The organism is Agarivorans gilvus (assembly GCF_001420915.1).
Classification (GTDB): Bacteria; Pseudomonadota; Gammaproteobacteria; order Enterobacterales; family Celerinatantimonadaceae; genus Agarivorans; species Agarivorans gilvus.
The window spans coordinates 817,566-840,048 of record NZ_CP013021.1 but is presented as its reverse complement, the minus strand read 5'-3'; the positions used below and the strand labels follow the sequence as shown (position 1 = coordinate 840,048).

Below are 22,483 nucleotides of genomic sequence, written 5' to 3'. Positions count from 1 at the left end.
GGAAAGGTGTTGAGCACCTCAAATGTATCCCCTAACACTATGGATAGAACATCATGAATTTGCATGAATATCAGGCTAAGCAACTGTTTGCTGATTACGGCTTGCCAGTGCCAGAAGGGTACGCCTGTGATACCCCACAAGAAGCAGCCGAAGCTGCGGGTAAAATCGCTGGCTCTACCTGGGTAGTTAAAACTCAAGTTCACGCTGGTGGGCGTGGTAAAGCAGGGGGCGTGAAAGTGACCTCTGATAAAGAAGAAGTTAAAGCGTTTGCCCAGCAATGGTTAGGTAAAAACTTGGTGACTTACCAGACCGATGCTAATGGTCAGCCGGTATCGAAGATTTTGGTTGAAGAAGCATCTGATATTGCTAACGAACTTTACTTGGGCGCGGTGGTTGATCGTGCTTCACGTAGAGTGGTATTTATGGCTTCAACCGAAGGCGGCATGGAAATTGAAAAAGTTGCCGAAGAAACGCCAGAGTTGATTCATCAAATGGCCATCGACCCTCTCGTCGGCCCTCAGCCTTATCAAGCTCGTGAGCTAGCTTTTAAGTTGGGCTTAGAAGGTAATCAAATCCGCCAATTTACTAAGATTTTTGTCGGTTTGGCTAATATGTTTACTGACCACGACCTAGCGCTGCTAGAAATTAACCCTCTGGTGGTAACTGGTGGCGGTGACTTGATATGCTTAGATGGCAAAATCAATATTGATTCCAATGCCTTGTATCGTCAGCCTAAACTTCGTGAAATGCACGATCCTTCTCAAGAAGATGAGCGTGAAGCGCATGCGGCCCAATGGGAGCTAAACTATGTTGCACTAGATGGCAGCATTGGTTGTATGGTGAACGGTGCAGGCCTTGCTATGGGCACTATGGATATCGTGCAATTGTACGGCGGCTCTCCAGCCAACTTCCTAGATGTTGGCGGCGGCGCAACCAAAGAACGGGTAACCGAAGCCTTTAAGATTATTTTGTCTGATGACAAAGTAAAAGCTGTCTTAGTGAATATCTTCGGCGGGATTGTTCGTTGTGACCTGATTGCCGATGGCATCATTGGTGCGGTAGAAGAAGTGGGTGTAAGTGTGCCGGTAGTGGTGCGCCTTGAAGGTAACAACGCCGACCTTGGTACCCAGCGCTTGGCTGAGTCTGGCCTTAACATTATTGCAGCCACTAGTTTAACCGATGCTGCTGTACAAGTCGTTAAAGCTGCGGAGGCCAAATAATGAGTATTTTAATCGATAAAAACACCAAAGTAATTTGTCAAGGTTTCACTGGTGGCCAAGGTACTTTCCATTCAGAACAAGCTATTGCTTACGGTACTCAAATGGTGGGCGGTGTATCACCGGGTAAAGGCGGTCAAACTCATTTAGGTTTGCCTGTGTTTAATACGGTTCGTGATGCTGTGGAAGCAACGGGTGCTGATGCAACGGTTATCTATGTTCCTGCACCTTTCTGTAAAGATGCGATTTTAGAAGCCATTGCAGCTGGTATTAAAATCATTATCACTATCACTGAAGGTATTCCAACATTAGATATGTTAGAAGTGAAAGTGAAGCTAGATGAAGCTGGCGCTCGCATGATCGGTCCAAACTGCCCAGGGGTTATTACGCCTGACGAATGTAAAATTGGTATTATGCCAGGACATATTCATAAGGCCGGTAAAGTTGGGATTGTTTCCCGCTCTGGTACCTTAACCTATGAAGCAGTGAAACAAACTACCGACGAAGGCTTTGGTCAATCAAGCTGTGTTGGTATCGGTGGTGACCCAATCCCTGGTTCTAACTTCATCGATATTTTGGAAATGTTCCAAAATGACCCTAAAACCGAAGCCATTGTGATGATTGGTGAAATTGGTGGGAGTGCCGAAGAAGAGGCGGCCGCCTACATTAAGGCTAATGTGACTAAGCCTGTTGTTTCCTACATTGCCGGTGTTACTGCGCCTCCGGGTAAGCGTATGGGGCATGCTGGGGCGATTATCGCTGGTGGTAAAGGTACCGCGGCAGATAAATTTGCAGCCTTAGAAGATGCTGGCGTGAAGACCGTTCGCAGCCTAGCGGATATTGGTAAAGCCTTACGAGAAGTGACCGGCTGGTAAATTTTTCTGCTAATACTAGGGCGCCTTTATGGCGCCTTTTTTATTTTTATTGCCTTGAGCAGATTAGGCTAATGTTCCCTTTTATCGCTTAAACATAGTTATCACAATTAAGTTGCTAAAATTCGGTAATTTCTTGCTTTTAGGCGGGTAATGAACAACGATGGTGAGTATAAATATTAAAATGAAAAACTAGACTAGCCACAAGGATGAACTATGAAGGATGCGCTTCCTATAGAACATTTGTATTACACCGAAAATAGCTTGGATAAAATCCTCGATAATCTCGATAAAGTTAGGCAAAACATTTTCCCTAATTTGTTAGAAGAAAAGGATTTACTAGAACAAAGCTTTCCCTCTGTTTGCTTAATTGGTTTGGGCCGTTGTGGTTCAAATATCGCTCTTGATGTTGCCACCCTCGTTTACAACTCCCGCACTCACTACCTAAATGAAATTGAATACCAAGATCAGTTAGCTCAAGAGCGCGAATTCAAGCCAATGCGCTGGATTAAAAATCATTTGCCCATAGACACTAATAGTGGTGAAAATCCAGTCTTTTTGATTGAGCCAGTTGTACTCGTTGGTGACTTAGACAAAGATATTGCAGGACGAATTAAGTATTCCTCGCAAGCTGGGCGGCAGAAGTTTTTAGAAGAATATAAAAAGCTGCAGCTGATGGACCTTTCCGAAGTGCATGCGGGCGGAGCCGGTAACGCACCCATCCTTGGCCAATACCTCGCAAAAATCATTCTGAATAAAGATACTAGCAGTTTTAGAAATGAAGATTGGCGGCATATTCATTCTTACCTTGTTGATTCTTGTGGTATTAAAGCTAACCAATCTCGGCTTTACTTTTATATTTTTAGCGCGGGTGGGGGAACAGGCTCTGGCATGGCATCTGAATTTGGCTTAGCGCAGCAGTTTTCATACCTAAGTAAAACCTTTGATTATCAGGTCTCGCCGTCAAATCAGCCAGATAAACGCGATTCTTTTGTTTTTGAGCCCATCTTTACCTCTGGTATTTGTATCTTGCCTAATATATCCGGCAGCAGCATTGAGGTCTCCGAAGCGCTACATATTAACGCCGGACGTTTGCTGTGTAAGTACTTATCAGAGGAGTGGGATTTCTCCTATAACGTAGAGCGAGAGAATAACGATACGCCCGAAGATGTTATGCGCCGGATCCGCCCTTGGAACTCAATGATGCTGATATCAAATGATATTATGCGTTACGTTGAGCAAGATGAAAGCGATAAGGGCAAAGATATCGATGTGAATACCATGGAGAAGTATGCTAACCAGTATATTTCTCAACAGATCTTTAATATTCTCACCGCGCAGGCGGTGACCACCGATTACGATGAAAACTACTTCCGTCGAGCGGGGATAGACATTTCTGAAACGGTTCGCTTAGATGCTAACGATTTATTTATGAGCATGGCTGGCCCAGTAGCGGTAGCTTATGCCGAAAGCGTGGTAAATAAATCGGTTAATGATGATGTAGATATTGATGAGCTATTTTTCCGCTCCATTGATTTACCGCATTTCAACTTAGATACTCAAGCGATTGAAGGGATCAGTATTTTACCCATCGAATCGCAACGCTATAAGCAATCATTGAAGAAATACCAAGACAGCCACTACAACGCAGAAGAGTTGAATAACCTGCATTTCTTTAAGCATTGTTCATCGGTTATTTCCATTATCTCTTTGCCTAAGGATTACAAGCTGTCGTTTATGGATTTGAACAAGTTAAAGGTTCATATCAATAAACTGTTCCCAAATACCACTCTTAAGCGTTATGCCTTAGTCATCGGTGCGTCAGCCAACTTGTCTTTAACAACCTTGGTAGCAAAGAGCCCGTGTTTAAGTGATGATTTTCTTACCTTGGTGGTAGCGTATATAAAACGTTGCTTTGCTAAAGAAGAGTATCGTTACAGCGATGAGATCGACCAAGCTATTTTGCGTTTTATTACACAAGATGAGTTTAAACCTGAAGAGCTACAAGAGTTCTTGTGGGAGTTTGAGAATCCAGCGAAGATTCTCGATACCAACTGGTATGCGATTAAACCGATGTATGAGAAGAAATACCGTGAGCTAATTTCCGAAACCGATAAATTTGTATCGATTAATGACATTCGCTTAGATTTCAAAAATGTTGAAAATGCGATTAAGTATCTACGTGAGATTTATCGTCACCGCATTAGCAAAACCAATATTTTGTCGCTGGACAATGAGGTTGATGGTGTAATACACCTATCTCCGGCTTTACATTCTATAGAGCCTATCGAAGGGGCGAAGTAAAACTTTAAAAGGGGCTAATTAGCCCCTTTTTACTTGCTCTATTATTTAAAAGTGAGAGTTAACTTTGCTTAGCACTTTCGCTGTTTAGTACGAGGTTTTGTAGTTCGACAGAGCCTAAGTATTGCTCTTGTTGGCGCAGTAGCAGGTAGTTTTCTACTGCTCTGCGGTTCGTCGCTACATTGCGCTCGATAGCGTATTGAAGATCAGACTTCATAAGATTCCCTTTAAACACGATAATCAAACATCCGACCCGATGGTCTGCTCAAGTTTGAGAGGCTAATGTTACATAATTGTGAATGAAAAGTGAAGCTTTATCCGCAGACAAAACGGTATGCTGCTGTATAAACACACAAAATATGCAGAATCACAGATTACTTCTATAATCCTGAGCGAGCGTTGTTATTATACTTGGACAAGCCTGAAATTTTGTTTCAAAATGTGGGCGTTATCTGATTAGGGTCATAAAAGTTTTAGCTTTAGCGTGGCAAAATGCGCGCACACTAGAATAGTTTGTAGTCATAGCCAAGGCGCGGAATCTACAGCTATTAGAAACGATTATTGTTGTTTCTACCTTCTTGTTTTAGCCAGTTAGTGTATTCAGCACAATAGGGAAGGTGGGAATAATTTGTTAAATTATTACGTAAGTTTTGGTCAGTTCAGCTTTGTGAGGGAATGATGGTTAAGAAAATTGGTGTATTAACGAGTGGCGGTGATGCTCCTGGTATGAATGCGGCGGTACGTGCCGTAGTTCGTAGCGCATTGTCTAAAGATATCGAAGTATACGGTGTGTACGATGGTTACATGGGCTTGCATAACGATAACATTAAAAAGTTAGATCGTTTTAGTGTGTCAGATGTGATCAACCGTGGTGGTACTTTCCTTGGCTCGGCACGTTTTCCTGAATTTAAAGAGCTTGCTACGCGCGAAGTTGCTGTGGAAAACATGAAGAAACATGGTATTGAAGCCTTAGTGGTAGTGGGTGGTGATGGCTCATATATGGGTGCGAAAAAGCTCACTGAAATGGGCTTCCCTTGTATCGGTTTACCTGGCACCATCGATAACGATATTGCCGGTACTGACTACACCATTGGTTTTGACACAGCGTTAAACGTAGTGATTGATGCCATTGACCGTATCCGTGATACCTCGTCTTCACACAACCGTATCTCTGTGATTGAAATCATGGGCCGTTACTGTGGTGACCTAGCTATGCAAGCGAGTATTGCTGGCGGTGCAGAGTACGTGATTATTCCTGAGAAAGGCTTTGACCGCGAAGAGTTGCTTAATAGCCTGAAAGATGGACAGAAAAAAGGTAAAAAGCATGCCATCGTTGCTATTACCGAGCACATCACTAATGTAAATGAATTAGCTGCTGGAATTGAAATGGCTACTGGCCGTGAAACCCGCGCGACTATTCTTGGTCACATTCAACGTGGTGGTACGCCAACTGGACGTGACCGCGTTATGGCTAGCCGCATGGGGGCTTACGCGGTTGACCTACTAGTTGAAGGTCATGGTGGTCGCTGCATTGGTATTCAGAACAATAGAATGGTTCATCACGATATTATCGAATGTATCGAAAATATGAAGCGTCCATTTAACGAAGATCTATACGAGTTATCTAGATGTTTGTTCTAAACAATTAGATCCTTTTAAAAGCCCGCTGATGCGGGCTTTTTTGATCTAGTGCAATGCTAAGTCATTGAGTGACCAATCATATTTCAAGTAACGAATGTTTGCCTTGCGTATTTGTTCAGGCGAAGCTTTGAAATCGGCTGCATAGTTACTGAGGTAGTTGTTGAGGTCATTACCAAAGTCTTCGTTATACCATTTAAAAATAGATGATAGGTAGAGCTCTTGCCGTTCAGCTTGGTAGCGGTTTTTGTCACTGCGTAAAAACTCTCTAAACGCTAAATCCAATTGTTCTTTAAGGTGGTCACCACTAAACGCATAGCTTTGCAGGGGAGGACAGCTAAGCGCCGCGCATACCAGTGCAACATGGATGTGTGGATTATTGTAGTGCGGCCTAATCAAATCATGTTCAATGTGGTCTAAGCTGACCTTTTCACCAAACAACATAAATCGCTGTTTCTGCCAAGGTGAGCGAAACCAACTGCCTAGATCTTTAATTGAATCAAGCTTGGGGTAGGCACTAAGAACGTAAGCGATGGTGTAGGCATTATAAGCGTTGATTAAAAAAGCCAACTGTTGGTCCTTTGTCCATGCGTAAAACTGCTGCTGGGAAACCGAGGCAATAGTGTTGAGATAGCGCTGTAAGGCCGGTCGGTTAAAGTTGGCGTAATCTACTCGACTCTCCTGTTTTGGCACCACCCAGTGAACGTGTTTGGTTAATAAATCATTCCACAATTGGTGGTTAAAGGGTTCTGATAGGGCAGGGCTGAAGACAAATAGTTGGCAGAGGATTAAAACTTGAGCAAACAAACTGCGGTAGGCTTTAAAAAGCGCTATTAGCGTTTGCAAAATTGCAGTGCTTAAGCGAGAATAGCCTCGCTTCCAAGGAAGCACTTCTATGGTGGCCCTATTGGTCCTCCCGCATTGATACTCTGTGAACTCGGCCAGGCCCGGAAGGGAGCAACCGCAGCAGACGACTCGAGTGCCGGGATGTGGCTGGTAGGGCTGCCACCCAATTTTCTTCGTGTTGTTTGCAATTGAAGTTGACATAAATTGCAAGAAGTTGGCATAAATTGCAACATAACATGACATAGCCTATCCTTAAGTTGTAAATTTACAATATATGAGTGCTGGTTATGAAGTCTAGAGTTATTGGCCCTTCTACCCACAAAAGTATTTTTAAGTTTGCCAGCCCTAAGATGGGAAAAATGGTTAAAGTTGAGTCATCGCTTGAGTATGACGCTTGTTTCCATTTTGAATATTCACCAAGCATAACCTCATTTATTGCTCAACCCTGTGGTGTTGATTATCAGTTAAATGGTCGTACTCAAACTTTTTATCCTGATTTTCTTGTTGAAGACAAAGAGTTTGGTAAACGCTTTTTTGAGATCAAACCTTCTTCAAAAGTTAGAAAACCAGAATTTAGAGTTAAGTTTGCATTACGAAGAGAGGCTGCTCTGTCCCAAAGCATTCCATTGATTGTTGTGACTGAAAAACAGATCTGCTTAAACCCCATTTTAAACAATCTCAAATTACTTCACCGCTACGCAGGAAACTATTCACTAACTCCACTTCATTTTTGGGTTTTAGATGCAGTGAAGTCGTTAGGTCGAATAACCGTTCGAGATTTGGTTGATGAGTCTGATTGTGCGCCAGGAGATGTTTTTGCATCTGCATTAACTTGGATATCTCGTGGGCATTTACAAGCTGATATTTCAGACAATGAGCTGGGAGTCAATAGCTTGGTGTGGTGCTAGCTATGGCATCCTCTCGTCATACTTTGGGTTTATTTGATGATGAGTATGATTCCCTCTCGGCCGAATCAATTGAGTCTTTTAGTAAAGAGACGAGTGATTTAGATAACGACCACCTGTCCCCAGATTTTGATAGCTATTCGAAAGAGCAACAGCGAGAGGCTTTGCGACGTTATGCTTTGATCCAATGGGTTGATAAACGACTTAAGGGCGGTTGGACGGAGAAAAAATTGTCACCTTTATTGGAGCAAGCCACAATAGAGTTTGACTTCACCCTACCTAACTGGAGGACCCTTTCTCGCTGGTATTCAAGCTATATTAATTCTGGTCACTCACTTGAAGCTTTACTGCCTAAGCATCATAAAAAAGGAGGGACAGGTGCTCGCAAAATGGAAGATGGTTTTTTCTTTGAAAAAGCTATAGAGGAATATTACTTAACCAGAGAAAGGCCAACTATTGCTGATTGTTATGAACTTTATAAGAGCTGGATTGTTTTAGAAAACTCTAAACTGATTAGTGGTAAGTTGAAGCCAGTTTGCCAGAGAACCTTTTATAACCGAATCAATAAATTATCTCCATATCTAGTTGCACTCAGGCGCTTTGGAAAGCCATATGCAGATAGGCATTTCAGAACAGTCAAACAACTTAAGAAACCAAGTAATGTACTAGAGCGTGTAGAGATTGATCATACCCCTCTGGATTTAATTCTGGTTGATGATGAGTTGCTACTTCCTCTTGGTAGGCCTTACCTTACTGCTCTTATGGATAGCTACAGCGGTTGTATTGTTGGTTTTTATATTGGTTATAGAGAACCAAGTTATGACTCGGTTCGCAGAGCGCTATCATGTGCATATTTACCAAAACATTGGGTTAAGGAGCGTTTTCCATCAATTAAAAAAGAGTGGCCATGTGAAGGAAAAATAGGAATGTTAGTCGTTGATAATGCCGCTGAATTTTGGTCATCCAGTCTCGACGATGCATGTGCAGGTATTGTACAAAATGTTGACTATAACCAAGTCGCTAGACCTTGGCTAAAGCCTATGATTGAGCGCTTTTTTTCCACAGTGAATAAAAAACTGTTGATTTCTATCCCAGGTAAGACATTTTCCAGTATTCAGGAGCTTAAAGACTATAAACCTGAAAAAGATGCTGTGATGAGGTTCTCTACTTTTATGGAGCTTTTTCATAAGTGGTTAATTGATGAGTACCACTACAGGCCTGATACAAGGGAAACGAAGATCCCGATTGTTCAGTGGTGTAAGGGAACGTCACTGGTTTCCCCTCCAACATATGAAGCAAATGAAGCTGAGAGGCTGCTTATTGAATTGGCAAAGGTTAATGAACGGTCAGTGCTTCATGATGGAATTCATATTCATAAGTTGAGGTATGTATCTGATGAATTGACAGAATATAGGAAGCGCAAATCGCCAGAAACTGGTGCAAAGCACTTAAAAGTAAAAGTTAAAACTATCCATACATCTATTGCCTATATTTTCGTCTTTCTACAAAGTGAACAACGTTATATTAAGGTGCCATGTGTTGATCAAGAGTATGCTTCTGGACTTTCTTTGCTACAGCATCAAACTAATCAACGATTTGTTAGGAGCTATGTTCGATCTTCAGTGGATACCGAACACTTGGCTGAATGCAAAGTTTATCTTCATGAGCGTATTCGAAAAGAAGCGGAAGCTCTTAGCCAGAAAGTAAAGAGAAAGAATCCAAAGATCGGTGGAATGAAGAAAATGGCCAAATATCATAATATTGGTAGTGATTCTGGTAATGGCTCAATTACTGCTGCGCAAGCTATTCAAACACAAACATTGCTCGCTAATAACACAAAACCTACTGATATTGAGGATTTGGATTGGGAGAATTTTGAGCTTGAGGATGGCGCTTACTAATGGCACAACTTTTAGAAATGCAGCAGTCTCAATTTGACAGTTTCCTTGATTGTTTTATTGAACACCCCACTGTCACAACAATTTATGAGATTTTCGACAGGCTCCGCTTTCATTTCCATTCACACCAACGTATTTCGGCTGGCGCAGCTGCCGATGTCCCCTGTATGCTCCTGACTGGAGACAGTGGCTCAGGCAAGTCTTCGCTGGTTCGTCACTATAGGCAGCAAGCTCAGGCCTCTCCAGATAGCCAACTAAACGTTACGCCAGTTTTGGTAACCAGAATTCCAGACACACCGAGTCTGGACTTGACGATTTTAGAAATGCTTTCAACGCTAGGGCATTTTGGAACCAGTTTTAGATACAAAGCATCCAACTCTCTATCTCTTACAGCTTCATTACTTAAAGCATTAGCGTATAAAAAAACGGAGCTTATCATTATCAACGAAGTACAAGAGTTATTTGAATTTAAATCGCTCAAAGAGTGTACTGCTATCTCAAATAGGCTGAAATATATTAGCGAGGAATCTGGTATCCCATTCGTTTTGGTTGGTATGCCTTGGGCTGATAAAATTACTGACGATCCTCAATGGGATTCACGGCTGATACACAAGCAGTTTTTGCCTTACTTTAATTTATCTTCGAAAAGTGATCTTAAAGAATTCAGCAGGTTAATCAATGGCTTTTGTTTGAGAATGGGGTTTGATGTTCCGCCAAAACTTAACGACAAGCATACCATCAGAGCCTTGTTTTCAGCGTGTTCAGGGCAGATGCGGTCTTTGAAAAGTTTGTTAAGTGAAGCTTTATTTTTAGCACTTAAGGATAGAGCCTTGACTATTGAACTTAAACATCTTGAGGAGGCATTTATTTTCCAAAAGCCAGGTGTTAGTAACCCATTTAAAATGGCTTTTGAGGAAATACCAGTACCGAAAGTTAAGGAATATTCGAAGCTAAACCATGCCGCTTCAACTCTCGATGAACAGATCATTCGCACTCAGTTCGTAGATGGCCTCCCAATATCCCAACTCTTAAAGAAAAACTCATAAACTTAGAGTAACGTTGCGCCAACTAAGTATTCCTTAGTATTATTGAGGCTAGGATACTAAGAAAATCTTAGTCATGTTTCTTAACTGGCTAATGATTGATGGAAAACCCGCTACCTACCAGACTTCGAGATGCCCGTAACGCAGCGGGCATATCTCAGCAGAAATTAGGGATTAAGCTTGGTATGGACCCCAATACAGCTAGTGCCAGAATGAATCAGTACGAGAAAGGTAAACACGCACCAGATTTTCAAACAGCTAAACGATTAGCGGACGAGCTTGGCGTACCTGTCGCTTATCTGTATTGCGATGACGACCTACTTGCAGAATGTTTATTGAAGTTGTCTAAGCTCTCTGAAGAGCAGATTAAGCGGGTCATGGATAGTCTTGGATAGCCTAAGGCAATCTCTTTGGGGCCGGTGTTTCTAACATACTATTGCCCCATTACGAGTTTCAAGCCTAAAATAACTCAAATCAATCTTCGTGTTTTCAGCAAATTAACCTTATCTCTAGCGCTAAGCTTAATGAGTATTTTAATATTTATATTGACTCCCTTGTCACTAGCCTGATAGCATCACGACCTTATTGATTCTTAAGTCAATTTTGTCCAGGTAAGCGAGCAAGGAACCGCATGTTTAAGGCAGTGAAATCGATGGCGTGTTTGGGAGGCTATAATGCACCCAAACGCTAACCCTTTCGAGCAAGCTAAGTTTAACCAAACTCTGTTAGTGGATGCCTTTGGCCAGTCTTATATGTTCTTACCTAGGCATGTAAGCCATGTGCCTAATTCTGGCGAATTGATTCATCACCATATCGATACATATTGGGCGCAATCCTTACTGCAAAACCATAGCCCTATGTGGGGTTATCAGTTTGACTTAAACACACTGTACTTTCAGGTGTCTGGCGATTACATGGCTAGCCACAAAAGTGAGCAGCAAAAAATTGCTTGGCTTAGTAATGGCATTGTGAGCGGTGAGGTTAAGGTGCTCAAAGGTAAAAACTTTGCGCCGCCTCCGCCTTCGAATATGGAAGGCGGCATGCCTGTAGCAGCTTTGCCAGAGAGTGTTGTTACTCGCGCTAAGCCAGCTCAAATGCCCTTAGGCCAAGGTGGACAATCAACTGAAGACATTCGCGAAGCTTTAGACTTGTATTGCGCATTACCAGATGGCTCACCTGCGGCCAACTTGCCTTACAAGGCAACCTTAGCTGACGGCACAGTATTAAAAGGCATGCTCGATGCTGATGGTTTAGCGCATCTACCTAACCTTAAACCCAATAACGTTGATGTTGAGTTTGGCGAGCAACCCAATGACGCCGCCATTGCAGCTACTCGAGCCGAGATAGCTGCCGTACTCAGTAGCATTATTTCTGCCGAGAGAGCTGAGGGTGCCAAGATTGCGGCCGAGTATGGTGAGCTAAATGCACTTGAAAAGGGGGCATCGAGTATTGGCTCTCTGTTAACTGGGATTGGTGGTGCGCTTAGTGATGCCGCTGAATTTACCTACAACCTTATTGAACTTGCGTCTGCTCAAGGGCAGCTTAAACGCGCCTTCACTGCCGCGTGGGAAGCTTATAATGTTGAAGACAACGATAGTTGGGCGACCAGCTTCGCCAACAATTGGACGGCTCAGCAACATCAGGCCTACGTAAAAGCACTGGGCTTTGACCCCACCTCTATTACCAAAGAAAAGCTCACCGAAGCCTACGAAATTGCTAGTTTCATTAGCGATGACAGTGAAACACAAGCCGTTCTAGTACAGTTTGTTAAAGATTTTGCCAAAGCCCAGCACCACACCGAGCTGACAGAAATGGGCGGGGCTGCCATCTTCGACATTGTACTTAGCGCCATTTTAGTGGCCCTCAGTGGGGGAACAGCAAGCGCCGCCATAGCCGCAAACCGAGTGCGCCATTTAGATAAACTTGGTGGCTTATTTAAAAAGCTTGCTAAGCAACTAAAACAAAAAGCCAGATTTAAAACTAAAGCAGGCCGTACTGGCGGAAAAGTTGAACAACAAATTGCTAAGCCTGCGGGGGCACAAGTGCCTACCGATACGGGTAAACAAAAAAGCGCAGTACTTCCATCTCATTCAACTAAGTTTCACAATATTGAATCAAGTCAAGTTGAGATAGAAAACTTTAAGACAGTTAGGCAAATTGACCTCGAGGACCTTTCAAATGCAGATGCCAAAGCTGCAAAACAATTAGCTCAACAAGGTTGGCGAGAAGAGAAGATTTCAGAGGTACTAAGTTCAGGCGATGATTTCCGAATTAAAGAAGTTAAAGCAGGTGATAAGCTCTATGGCTTTAATACTAAAGGCTTTGAGAAAGATATAGAAACCTCCGCGTATTGGATGGATGAAGCTGGTTTACAGCAGATGAAGTCGAAGCACTATGATGGAACGAATTGGGACCATGAAGGGGTGAAAAATAGCATGGCATTGCCATGTTTTAACCGAGCCAATATTATCGAAGAAGTTATGGTGACTAAAGACCAAAAGGTTGTTGAATCGACTATTGGCAAAGCAACAGAGCTTATTCAATATTCTGAAGCCAATAAGTATGATACTGGCTTGCTAGGTAAAATTATGCCTGGTGGCGGTACTCAGATCGCCGCAGACCCAGCAACCTTAATAAAAGTTAAATAAACCGGGATCTAATCGTGACTATTTTACAAGAACAAAAAGATGATGTTATCGCAATCTCTAACTACTTACTCGATCGATTTAGTGAGTATGCGGTAGTTGACTCTAGCCCTGAAGGGCGTTTGCAAGCGCAGCTACTTTGGGTATTAGATAAACTAAAAGAGCCAAACTTTAGTTTGCCTTTGCCAGCAGAGCAACTTAGCACGCTACGTTACATATATACTGATGGTACTTTGAGCTTCCGAGCTAGTAATCCCGATGATATGAATTCTATATTTATAGAAATTGAATTACCGTTAGAACAGTTGATTAAAATCCTAAAAAGAGGGCAATTATTAGTTAAACCTGAATATTACCCTTGTGTGTCAATAGTAATAGGTAGCTTAATCGATTGTTTGAAAAACGCTCACCGAGTATTAACTAAGGATGAAGAAAAATTCCTTGCTGAATTGGAAGAGCTTAAGTTAGATATTGATAGCGGTAAACAGCTACTACCATTTCAAAGCCACTTACCCAGATTTCCAGGGTATACCGAAGTACGTGGTTTTGGCGGTAACTCTATCGATGATATCCCTAAGGCTAAAGACCTTTTTAATGTCTTTAAGAATGCGGTATTTAATGGTGTGAGGCCAGATGCTTGGGTAAATCAAGTTACTGCTAAACAGGCGGTAGAGGCACTCGTTAATTCATAGTATGAGTAACCCCCCCCTGTCTTTGATGCATCTACTTTTGTGCCAGTGCCTCGCAAGCCAGAATGGCCCGTATACCAGCCCGAGAACTTACCTAGCGCTTGGAAAAAAATTGCCGAGATTACTGATGTTAGACGTAAAGATACTATTTATGATTGGCAGCTTTATTTCGATGGCGCCATGCTAATTTTTCATCACTGGAGTGATAGCATTAACGAGTTTAATGGGAAGCCATTTCGTTATGTTGGGCAATACGAGTTCCCCATTGGTGCAGCCGCATGGTTTGTAGAAAACCTACCGCGCTTTTTTAATGCTGGAGACCCAAGCAAGCCGCAAACCAGTGAAGGTTTTCATCATTACGGGCATTGTGGTGACGAGGAGTTAGGGATATCCAGGCTCATTAACTCTATAGGTAGAGATATTCCCGGTTACAGCTTAGATAACTGTAGCCGCTGCGGTCACCCAGATATGGACTTATGCCAAAGCTTTAAGATGAGTGATGATTTTTTGTTTAATCAAGGAATGCTAGAGCTATTCAAAGACATCGCTAAGCGCCATGCAGCAGGCACGCTTTAAATCAGATAAAGAGTCAGAAAACGAATGTCGGTTCTTTCTTTTTAAGAATGCCCTGTAATGTTCCTAATTAGCACTTTTCCATACTCACAATAATCCGAAGCAACATTATTAGTTCAAATAGTCTAAAACGTTTTTGTCCAAAAGTGCGTTAGAACTGTTGCTCATAACATTTCTGCGTACACCAATTTGAGCTAGCATTACTAATGACTAAATGACGCTTGTAACCACGCACCTGTATTCCTTTTTGAGCACCACTTAAAATAGGCTTTTCAGATCAAGAATAATCAACTCGAAACTGTTTGCTTATACAGTGTTATTTGAAATTCGCTGATATCGACGAATATTGTGGAAATTTTTTTGTGTTTACGCTGGCGAATATTAATTATTTGGTTGATTATCAATAAGTCGGTTTAGAAAACGCGCATGCACACTAATAATATGTTAGACATCTCAATGAACCTTGATGAACTAGTAAATTCTGTGCCTGAAATTGATCTTAGAGAAAATCTCTCACGCAGGATCGGAGAGTGGAAGCAAGACGGTAAAGATATTGAGGTGCTCGCTTATCTAATAGGAGAATGGCACGGAAATTTTTGGTTTGAAGATACGGATGCATCAAACAAGTTCCACTCTGAATTTCAAAATTTTAAAAATGCCGCAATAGATAATGTTGGCGGTTTAACATTAAACGAACGGCTGTACTGGTTTGGGCTTTTTGAGGTATGGGAAAGTGGTAATGAAACTACACACAAGCGCTTGCGTAGTAAACTCCGTGCAAATGCCTAACAAGGCGCTGTTGTGCTGCGCAGTCCGCCCCAAAGCTTGGCGTTAGAGAGCCCGATGCACTTTAAGGACATACAACTAATAAATGGCGGAAAACATAGTGAAGAAAAGCTTTCACAAAACCGCTACCTTACGAAATATTGGGAAAACGTTCGAAACCTTTTTTCTATACATTTGGTAGACGGACTCGATGTAGCTGGTATATCCAAACTCAACATCCAATTGGGCGAATATGAAGGGCCCGAATATTCGCCACCAGATCATCGCGGTATTGCAGTTTTCAAAAGAAAAGATTTCGACTTTCATGAATTTTCTGCGCTTGAAGAGGAAGAGAAAGACGCCGCTTCTTTGGAATACATCGAAAGTTCACTGCTTACCGTTTGCTCTGAAAGTGGTGTCAGCGCCAAAGTGTCTAAACAGCTTAAGCAAGCTTGCCAAGCAATTCGTGAAGAGGGTTATGAACACATAAAACTGCACAAGAAAACCTCTAAATGGCATAGTTCCCGAAAAGCTCGCGCAGAGACTAAATTGCACTTCAGAAGAGGCGGTATCGATGCGTACCTAGAATTTATAGACAAACATGGAAACGTCCTGGGCAAGCACAAAATTGCTGATTCTCGGTTCTGGGATGGGCTATGGGCTGATTTGTGGAAAGGTCGCTGGGAGAATGACACATTCCTCATTACAAATAGGTTTGGCGATACGTTTGTGAGAATAGAGTCAGCTGTTGATGGCGCTTTCTAACAAGGCAAAGCAGTGCGCTGCCGGAATCGCTAACGTTCGCTGGTCTTTGTGGCGTTAAGTTTCAAGGAGAGAATGTGAGTAATCCAATAAATCCCAATTTCCAATGGAACGAATTTTCCTGGCAAGCAGATGTAAAATTACCTGCTTGGTCAGGCTTCCAAGAAAGAAACAGGCCTTATGGTGCAATATCATCGGATGAACCATCTAATGGAACTATTAAAATAGTTTTTGCACCAGAAGGTAGAGGCGATGAATCACTAAACTCTACGGAAATGGAGCTTATAAATTGGTTTATATCGCATCAGAGGCAGGTCATAGAATCTATAACAAACACGCTATTTTCTAACTACGCGGCTATTAAAGGCAGCTGCATAGAGGAAAGTGGTGAAGAAATGGCTGAGTATTTTCCTGAAGTAAAAGACGTTAGCGACATTAAGAGTGTCGTGGGCATCATTTCCGTGAATATCCATCAAGTGAGCAAGGATAATATTCCTTACATTGGCGTGGAAATGGGCTGTAACTGGGAGGAAGAGCACGGAATGGGATTTTTATTACATGGCAACAAAATTGTTGAGGCTGGGGGTGCTGATACAGCCTTTCTTTTATGGTTGGCAGAGAAACATGCAAATGAAACTTAATAAATTGCTGCAACGGACAAGTTTACTCTGTCACTTTTTGCGCCAAAAGACGCACAAAAACCACTATCTAAAATTTGTTCGGTGAGCCGAACGTTAAATGGCACAAGACATGGAAATGGAGTTCATTCAAAGTGTTGTTCTACTGGAAACAGGGGAGCTATTGCTGGTTTTGAAAGGTGGCGGTAAATCCATGTACCAGCACATATATAGAGAATCGGCAGGCGTTCACTGGGATAAACACTTGAAGGGTTTTAAATCCACACGAATTCGAAAGAGGTCGGTTTCCAGATGGTACTCACACATATTAGCAATGGCAGTCTCAGGCTTAAGTCTAAAGCTTGAGCTTTCTTCCGGTGTTTCTTGGAAGGGCATTTCCGAAAGTGAAAAATCTAAAATCCTCAGTGAATGTGCCACTTAACAAGGCAAACCAGAAAGCATTCGTCGTTGTGCTCCTCGCGGGGCCAAGTACCACAACGCGGCGAGCCGCTGGCCTTTGCCACTAAATAACAACAATGGCCAAGGCTGGTGAGCAGGCGATATATCCAATAACCGCAAGGTCCCGCGTCATAGACAAAGTGTAAGGTGGCTTGTGAGTATTTAGATAGCAATTGCTTGGCCAGTTTAACAATGGCGGTTTTAGCGCTAGATATTCTGCCGAAGTGAACAGCTTGTGCGCCTCGTTGGCCTTCAATATAGGCGACTTCAACAAACTCTTTGCGAGTATCTAGGCCAATAAAAAGTATGTTATGTTTGTTCATGCTGATCTCCAATCTAGTTTATTGTCATTAACTATTATGGCTCTGGCTTTCAGCTAACCCACGAAGTTGGAGATCAGCACCTTCTTGGGGAGTCATTATGTCTATGTGTAAGTGAGTCACATGATTCCATCTGATAAAAATGATGAAACTTCTATCCGCTTATTGCACTTAGCATCGGATGAAGATGTTTTAGAAAACGCTGAAGGGTTGTTGGAGTGGCTTCATGATGTAAATTGGCCTGTATTCGGTGGCGTAGTAACGCGGCTGTCTCCTCTAGGTGATCATTTGGTTGGGCCAATAACTAAAATCCTTGAAGGCAGCGATAGTATTTGGAAAGCAAATATAGTCAGCCATTTGATTCCTGCATTCAGTCCAGAGTCTCAACAGCTCTATACGAAATCGCTCGAAAGTATTCTGTTCCAATTTGATGAAAGCGACCTCAGAGAAGGGACCAAAGGTCTAAGTTCAGTGCTTACGCTCAATACTCTCAAGAAGTTAAATATCCAAAATTACCCAAATCAGAATCTAGAATCGCTAAGTAAAATGGAAAACTTAGAACAGTTGTACCTTACTTCTAGAAAGCTAGAAAACCTTGATGGAATAGAGCACCTATCTAAGTTGAAGTTACTGGATCTCTATAACTGCCCACTTCTAGCTTCTCTGAATGGCACAGAAAAATGCCCCAAATTAAAGAGTATCGAGATTGAAGCGTGTAATCGGGTTTGCGTATAACAAGGCGTTTAAGACGGATTCACAACGCTCGGCATTCTCGGTTTGATTCAGCTTTAGTGTTTACGGCACAATGGTTTAAGTGTGGTGGTCTGCGTTGCTCAACACTTAACGCGGCGTTATACGTTTGGAGATTTTGACATGCCAGCAGGAATGGATGAATACCTAGATAAGGTGATTGAAAATCGATTTTCAGTGTCACTAATGTCAAATTCTAAATGGCGTAAAGTGTTTACGGTATTAGATGTCCCCGAATTGATGTTGAAACAGTGTTATTGGAAGTTTGTTGATAGCGATGATGAGTTTCTAGACTGGTTTACTAAATCAGATGAGTTAATGGAAAAGTATGTGGGTGATTATAGACCGGGTCCTTTCGCCTACAAACGAATTGAGTGGTTAGAAATCCCCAAAGTAGGTAAGTCCAGTGGGTATGAAAATGTTCCTTTTAAACATTGGCATCAAGATATAGATGGAGCATTGAGTATCTTAAATTCAGTCGGTCAATTTGATACTGAGCTTACGGGTAGAGGGTTGCGTATCTACGGTTTCAGAGAGTAAGCGTATAACAAAGCGTTTAAGAGCGATTCGCCAACACGCGCCGAGCTCGCTACGTGCCACTCGTTCGTTTACGCTTTATGCGGGCTTAGAACCATCAAAGCTGACTCATTTATGTCCAACAGCGTGCTAGGAAATGGGCCTATGGCTTCACCGTCTATTCGCTTTTTGCTTAGGCTAACTGGCTAGGGCTACTGAGCATATTATGGGTTCCGGTGATTAGATAGCCTAGACCTTTAAGTTTTTGGTGCGAATAGTTTATCTAAGCTTCCAAATAAACTTGGCAAACCCCTTAGCTTGCTGCTATATCCTTACTAAGGAATTCTTAGTCTTGGTGTGGAATGTTTCTTATCCCTGAGGATTATCATGAAGATGAGTCACTAGAGAGCTATCTATTGCGTATTTCTCAAGCAAATGGCTTTGAGTCATATGCTCTATTGAGTGGTGCGGTAAAAGAGTTTTTGAGACAGCATGATGCTGAAGCCTACGGGGCATTTCCGCTTGAACTTAGCTTGGTTAATATCTATCACGCAAAACTATCTAGCAGTTTTAGGGTTAGGGCTATTCGGCTGATGGAAGAGCTTATAGGTTTGTCTACTTGGCAGCTTAACCGGCTTGCGCTAAAGCATACTGCACAAACCATTGTTGGAAGCTATACCATTTTAGTGCGCCAGAAGGAGTTTCTTCCGAGAGCTTTTCTTAGGCAGGGAAGTGTTCCAGTTTGCCCTCAATGTCTCTCTGTGCAGCCATATATTCGCCAAAACTGGCACTTCTTGCCTTGTACTGCTTGCAATCTACATCAAACCAAGCTGCTTTGCCACTGTCCTGAATGTGGTGAGGCTTTGAATTACCAAAAAACAGAGCTAATTGAATACTGTCAGTGTGGTTATGACCTTCGAAGTGTCAGAACTAATGTTGCATCCAAAGCAGAGTGTCAGCTAAGCGCAATATTTGACAAAAGTAGGGAGGCCTCAAACAACCCTCTATTGGTTTGTCGCCATACCTCAATTCGTACTGGGGCTTTGCTTTGGTATTGCTTGTGGCGAAACGTAGAGCTTGATGAGTTAGTCGTTGATAAGAATCACGCTCAGGACTGCATAGGATTTTTTGAGCGCTGGCCAGATGAAATCAACAAGGAGCTTGCAGCTATAGCTGAGGCTGCGGAACAACGACTGGTTGAGCCTTTTAATAAAACCGCATTTAGCGCGGTATTTGGTGGGCTGTTGAATAGAAGTCGAGTCGCTCCTTTATCTATGTCGTCAGAGGATTTTATTCACCAGAGTGTCATTCAGTTTTTGGTTCATTTAGTGATGGATAACCCAAAATCTAAACAGCCGAACATTGCCGATCTTCAGTTGACGGTGCCAGAGGTGGCAGCTTTACTAAATTGTTCTCGCGAGCAGGTTTATCGCTATTACGAAGAGGGGATGCTAGAGCTTACTTTCCGGCTAAGGCTCCATAATACGTTGTCTTTGAATAAACCCGCTTTCTTTTTACGGCAGGCTGTCGAGCTTGCTATTAGCCTAACCTCAGGTTCTGGCGATCCTCTACCTGCTTGGTGACGCGATGACATTAGCTGACATCATTACAACTCAGAATATTGCAGAGCGAAATCGCGCGTTAAAGCGAGCTTTTGCCCCTGACTCCAATGGCGTTGAGGTAGTTGGCAAGGAGCAAGAGGCTTTGGTAGTTCTTCTTAACCTATCTTTAAGGAAAGAAGAAGTCGATGATTTGTGCGATCAGACTCTTGCAACAACCACTCTTAGGAATCAAAAGCACCTACAGCTCTGTTGCTCAGAAATTCAGTGGTTGCATAGTCATAACCTTAAGTTCCCTAATGCTAGGGTTAGTCATCAACGATTGCTCACTAGTCCTCAAGTCCCCGTATCTGGAACCCTTTCTAGTGCAAACTTTCCGGTTCGATATGGCTGGTCTCACGATAGTGCAAGAATTCGTAAGGCAAGCTTGTTTTGTGCGGAGTTTAAATGGAATGGATTATGGACATGCCTCGCTAAAGAGTTGGATGAGAGAGACCATATTTGGCAAAAGGTTTTTTTTGAGCTTGGGTTTTCTAGGAGAGATTTTCAAGCGCTTACTGCAATGGTTGGTGAGCTTTTAGGGGAAGAAACATTTCCTCAAGAGGTTAGCCCCTTTTCCAGTCAGATAAGAGTTCCCTTTAAAAATAGTTATTGCTCGGTGACACCAGTGGTAAGTCACTCTTTGCAATCTGCTATTCAGAACCTTGACTACATCTTAAAAAAGGGAAAATTTAAACGTCTTCAACATGAGCATTCTGCAAGTATAGGGAACCTATGCGCCGCTCATGGCGGTCGTGTGAGTAGCTTATTTTATCCTCCCCATATAATTAAATATCAACATGTAACACTTAGCTCCTCATTAGAAAAACGTAGCAAGAGTGACAGTGTGTTTAACCGAAAGGCTATTAATAACAAGATATTTCACAATGCGTTGAGAGCGCTCATTAACCCAAGTGTTGAAATAACTTTGAAAAAGCGCAGGCAGCGTAGGTTGTCTGCATTGCGGTACGTTCGTAAAGAATTGGCCGCATGGTTAGCGCCTGTTATGGAATGGCGAGATTCTCTTGAGGAAACCGAAGGAACCTTAAATGAGTTGGAGCAGGATAGTCTTGTTTACCGCTTGCTGACTTTTGAACCTTGTGACTTTCCCGTGCTGCTGAACCAGCTAAATATCTGTTTGCACGAAGAACTACAAACTAGCTTCTATGGTGCAGAGTTTGCTTTTCACCCTAGGTTGATTCACCCCTTGAAGAGTCAGCTTTTATGGCTGCTGAACTATTTGGGCAAAGATGATGATGAGTCTGACGTTGAGTCTGATGTTCAATACATCTACTTCTCTAACCTCAGAGTTTTTGATGCAGATGCCATGGCTAACCCATACTTGTGTGGAATTCCTAGCCTGACAGCCGTTTGGGGAATGTGTCACCGATTTCAACTTCAACTAAACAAGCTGTTGCCCGAGTCAGTCTCTGTTGATGGGTTTACTTGGTTTGTTCATCAGTATTCTTTATCTGCTGGTCGCAAATTACCAGAACCGTCAAGGTACATAAGAAATGAGTTGAAGCGACCGGGATTCATCGCGGGTCAGCACTGTGATTTGACGATAGATTTGATCTTGAAAATATCAGCTAGGGAAGACTTCAGACTATCCGATGATGATATACCGTTGATCCAAGCTTCTTTGCCAGCAAAGTTGGCTGGAGGTAGTGTTCATCCCCCCTCGCTTTATGAGCGTAGAGAGTGGTGTAGCCTCTATTCTGTGCAACATGAATTATTTGACAGATTAGCTCGGTTACCTACTGGAGGTAGATGGGTCTTCCCAACCCATCAGGAGGTTCATTCACTCGAAGAATTGATGGATATCATCACTTCTGATTATTCAATCAAGCCTGCTATGTTGGGGTATTTACTGTTGGAAGAACCAACGCTCAGAGAGGGGGCCCTCACCTCTATGCATGCTTATGCGGAGCCCTTGCTCGGATTAGTTCAAACACTCTCTGCGATCGATGTTCGTATTATGAAGCCGAAGGTTTTTTGGGCTGCAGCGTTTTGGCAACTGAAAGTCTCTGAGCGAGCTATGCTTATGAAAAGCCTTTAGAGTTCGGTGT

Annotated in this window: 20 protein-coding genes, 1 other RNA gene and 1 pseudogene; 19 read left to right on the top strand and 3 right to left on the bottom strand. The window is 42.6% G+C overall.

Annotated features, from left to right (window positions below):
- Nucleotides 1-53 precede the first annotated feature (53 nt).
- The 3 genes from sucC (at nucleotide 54) to AR383_RS03935 (ending at nucleotide 4,393) form a co-directional block, all read left to right on the top strand.
- A complete protein-coding gene (gene sucC / locus AR383_RS03945; protein ID WP_055731955.1) occupies nucleotides 54-1,220 on the top strand; it encodes an ADP-forming succinate--CoA ligase subunit beta in 1,167 nt (388 codons plus the stop codon).
- Nucleotides 1,220-2,092, top strand: coding sequence for a succinate--CoA ligase subunit alpha (sucD, locus tag AR383_RS03940; RefSeq protein WP_055731954.1), 873 nt, complete (start codon nucleotides 1,220-1,222; stop codon nucleotides 2,090-2,092). Before sucC ends, sucD begins: the two co-directional genes overlap by 1 nt.
- 213 nt (nucleotides 2,093-2,305) lie before the next feature.
- Nucleotides 2,306-4,393 (top strand): hypothetical protein, encoded by a 2,088-nt coding sequence (locus AR383_RS03935; protein ID WP_055731953.1) that lies wholly within the window; start codon nucleotides 2,306-2,308, stop codon nucleotides 4,391-4,393.
- A gap of 58 nt (nucleotides 4,394-4,451) precedes the next feature.
- Here AR383_RS03935 and AR383_RS21465 read toward each other — a convergent pair whose 3' ends face one another.
- Nucleotides 4,452-4,607: a hypothetical protein gene (locus AR383_RS21465; RefSeq protein WP_157051635.1), complete on the bottom strand. Its 156-nt coding sequence runs from the start codon at nucleotides 4,605-4,607 to the stop codon at nucleotides 4,452-4,454.
- A gap of 461 nt (nucleotides 4,608-5,068) precedes the next feature.
- On the opposite strand from AR383_RS21465, the gene pfkA reads away from it, so the two are divergent.
- Nucleotides 5,069-6,031, top strand: coding sequence for a 6-phosphofructokinase (gene pfkA, locus AR383_RS03930; protein WP_055731952.1), 963 nt, complete (start codon nucleotides 5,069-5,071; stop codon nucleotides 6,029-6,031).
- A 45-nt stretch (nucleotides 6,032-6,076) separates the two neighbouring features.
- Here pfkA and AR383_RS03925 read toward each other — a convergent pair whose 3' ends face one another.
- Nucleotides 6,077-6,874, bottom strand: coding sequence for a DUF547 domain-containing protein (locus AR383_RS03925; RefSeq protein WP_188407532.1), 798 nt, complete (start codon nucleotides 6,872-6,874; stop codon nucleotides 6,077-6,079).
- Between the two features lie 59 nt (nucleotides 6,875-6,933).
- Between AR383_RS03925 and ffs the strand changes: the two genes are divergently transcribed.
- The 11 genes from ffs to AR383_RS03875 all read left to right on the top strand — a co-directional run bounded on the left by ffs (nucleotide 6,934) and on the right by AR383_RS03875 (nucleotide 16,795).
- Nucleotides 6,934-7,030, top strand: an RNA gene (gene ffs / locus AR383_RS21180) — signal recognition particle sRNA small type.
- A 131-nt stretch (nucleotides 7,031-7,161) separates the two neighbouring features.
- Nucleotides 7,162-7,782 carry a TnsA endonuclease N-terminal domain-containing protein gene (locus AR383_RS03920; RefSeq protein ID WP_055731950.1) on the top strand — a complete coding sequence of 207 codons (621 nt, stop codon included), beginning with the start codon at nucleotides 7,162-7,164 and terminating at the stop codon, nucleotides 7,780-7,782.
- A 2-nt stretch (nucleotides 7,783-7,784) separates the two neighbouring features.
- Nucleotides 7,785-9,680 carry a Mu transposase C-terminal domain-containing protein gene (locus AR383_RS03915; RefSeq protein ID WP_055731949.1) on the top strand — a complete coding sequence of 632 codons (1,896 nt, stop codon included), beginning with the start codon at nucleotides 7,785-7,787 and terminating at the stop codon, nucleotides 9,678-9,680.
- Nucleotides 9,680-10,723 carry a TniB family NTP-binding protein gene (locus AR383_RS03910; protein WP_055731948.1) on the top strand — a complete coding sequence of 348 codons (1,044 nt, stop codon included), beginning with the start codon at nucleotides 9,680-9,682 and terminating at the stop codon, nucleotides 10,721-10,723. Before AR383_RS03915 ends, AR383_RS03910 begins: the two co-directional genes overlap by 1 nt.
- Nucleotides 10,724-10,821: 98 nt before the next feature.
- On the top strand, nucleotides 10,822-11,115 hold the full coding sequence (locus tag AR383_RS03905; RefSeq protein WP_055731947.1) for a helix-turn-helix transcriptional regulator: 294 nt from the start codon (nucleotides 10,822-10,824) through the stop codon (nucleotides 11,113-11,115).
- Between the two features lie 279 nt (nucleotides 11,116-11,394).
- On the top strand, nucleotides 11,395-13,368 hold the full coding sequence (locus AR383_RS03900; protein ID WP_055731946.1) for a hypothetical protein: 1,974 nt from the start codon (nucleotides 11,395-11,397) through the stop codon (nucleotides 13,366-13,368).
- 14 nt (nucleotides 13,369-13,382) lie between these two features.
- On the top strand, nucleotides 13,383-14,057 hold the full coding sequence (locus AR383_RS03895) for a hypothetical protein (protein WP_055731945.1): 675 nt from the start codon (nucleotides 13,383-13,385) through the stop codon (nucleotides 14,055-14,057).
- A 39-nt stretch (nucleotides 14,058-14,096) separates the two neighbouring features.
- Nucleotides 14,097-14,630, top strand: coding sequence for a hypothetical protein (locus AR383_RS03890; protein WP_055731944.1), 534 nt, complete (start codon nucleotides 14,097-14,099; stop codon nucleotides 14,628-14,630).
- Between the two features lie 423 nt (nucleotides 14,631-15,053).
- Nucleotides 15,054-15,416, top strand: a complete 363-nt coding sequence (locus tag AR383_RS03885) for a hypothetical protein (RefSeq protein WP_055731943.1) — start codon at nucleotides 15,054-15,056, stop codon at nucleotides 15,414-15,416.
- Between the two features lie 12 nt (nucleotides 15,417-15,428).
- Nucleotides 15,429-16,157 carry a hypothetical protein gene (locus AR383_RS03880; protein WP_055731942.1) on the top strand — a complete coding sequence of 243 codons (729 nt, stop codon included), beginning with the start codon at nucleotides 15,429-15,431 and terminating at the stop codon, nucleotides 16,155-16,157.
- 74 nt (nucleotides 16,158-16,231) lie between these two features.
- Nucleotides 16,232-16,795: a DUF6985 domain-containing protein gene (locus tag AR383_RS03875; protein ID WP_055731941.1), complete on the top strand. Its 564-nt coding sequence runs from the start codon at nucleotides 16,232-16,234 to the stop codon at nucleotides 16,793-16,795.
- Between the two features lie 493 nt (nucleotides 16,796-17,288).
- Here the strand turns inward: AR383_RS03875 and AR383_RS03865 are convergent.
- Nucleotides 17,289-17,553 (bottom strand): annotated as a pseudogene (locus AR383_RS03865) (IS110 family transposase); the annotation flags it as partial.
- A gap of 120 nt (nucleotides 17,554-17,673) precedes the next feature.
- Between AR383_RS03865 and AR383_RS03860 the strand changes: the two are divergent.
- The 4 genes from AR383_RS03860 to AR383_RS03845 all read left to right on the top strand — a co-directional run bounded on the left by AR383_RS03860 (nucleotide 17,674) and on the right by AR383_RS03845 (nucleotide 22,473).
- Complete coding sequence (locus AR383_RS03860; RefSeq protein WP_055731938.1) at nucleotides 17,674-18,285, top strand: DUF5071 domain-containing protein; 612 nt, start codon at nucleotides 17,674-17,676, stop codon at nucleotides 18,283-18,285.
- A 138-nt stretch (nucleotides 18,286-18,423) separates the two neighbouring features.
- Nucleotides 18,424-18,840 carry a DUF6678 family protein gene (locus tag AR383_RS03855; RefSeq protein WP_055731937.1) on the top strand — a complete coding sequence of 139 codons (417 nt, stop codon included), beginning with the start codon at nucleotides 18,424-18,426 and terminating at the stop codon, nucleotides 18,838-18,840.
- A gap of 338 nt (nucleotides 18,841-19,178) precedes the next feature.
- On the top strand, nucleotides 19,179-20,399 hold the full coding sequence (locus AR383_RS03850; protein ID WP_055731936.1) for a TniQ family protein: 1,221 nt from the start codon (nucleotides 19,179-19,181) through the stop codon (nucleotides 20,397-20,399).
- Nucleotides 20,400-20,403: 4 nt separating this feature from the next.
- On the top strand, nucleotides 20,404-22,473 hold the full coding sequence (locus AR383_RS03845; protein WP_055731935.1) for a type I-F CRISPR-associated protein Csy2: 2,070 nt from the start codon (nucleotides 20,404-20,406) through the stop codon (nucleotides 22,471-22,473).
- Nucleotides 22,474-22,483: the final 10 nt, after the last annotated feature.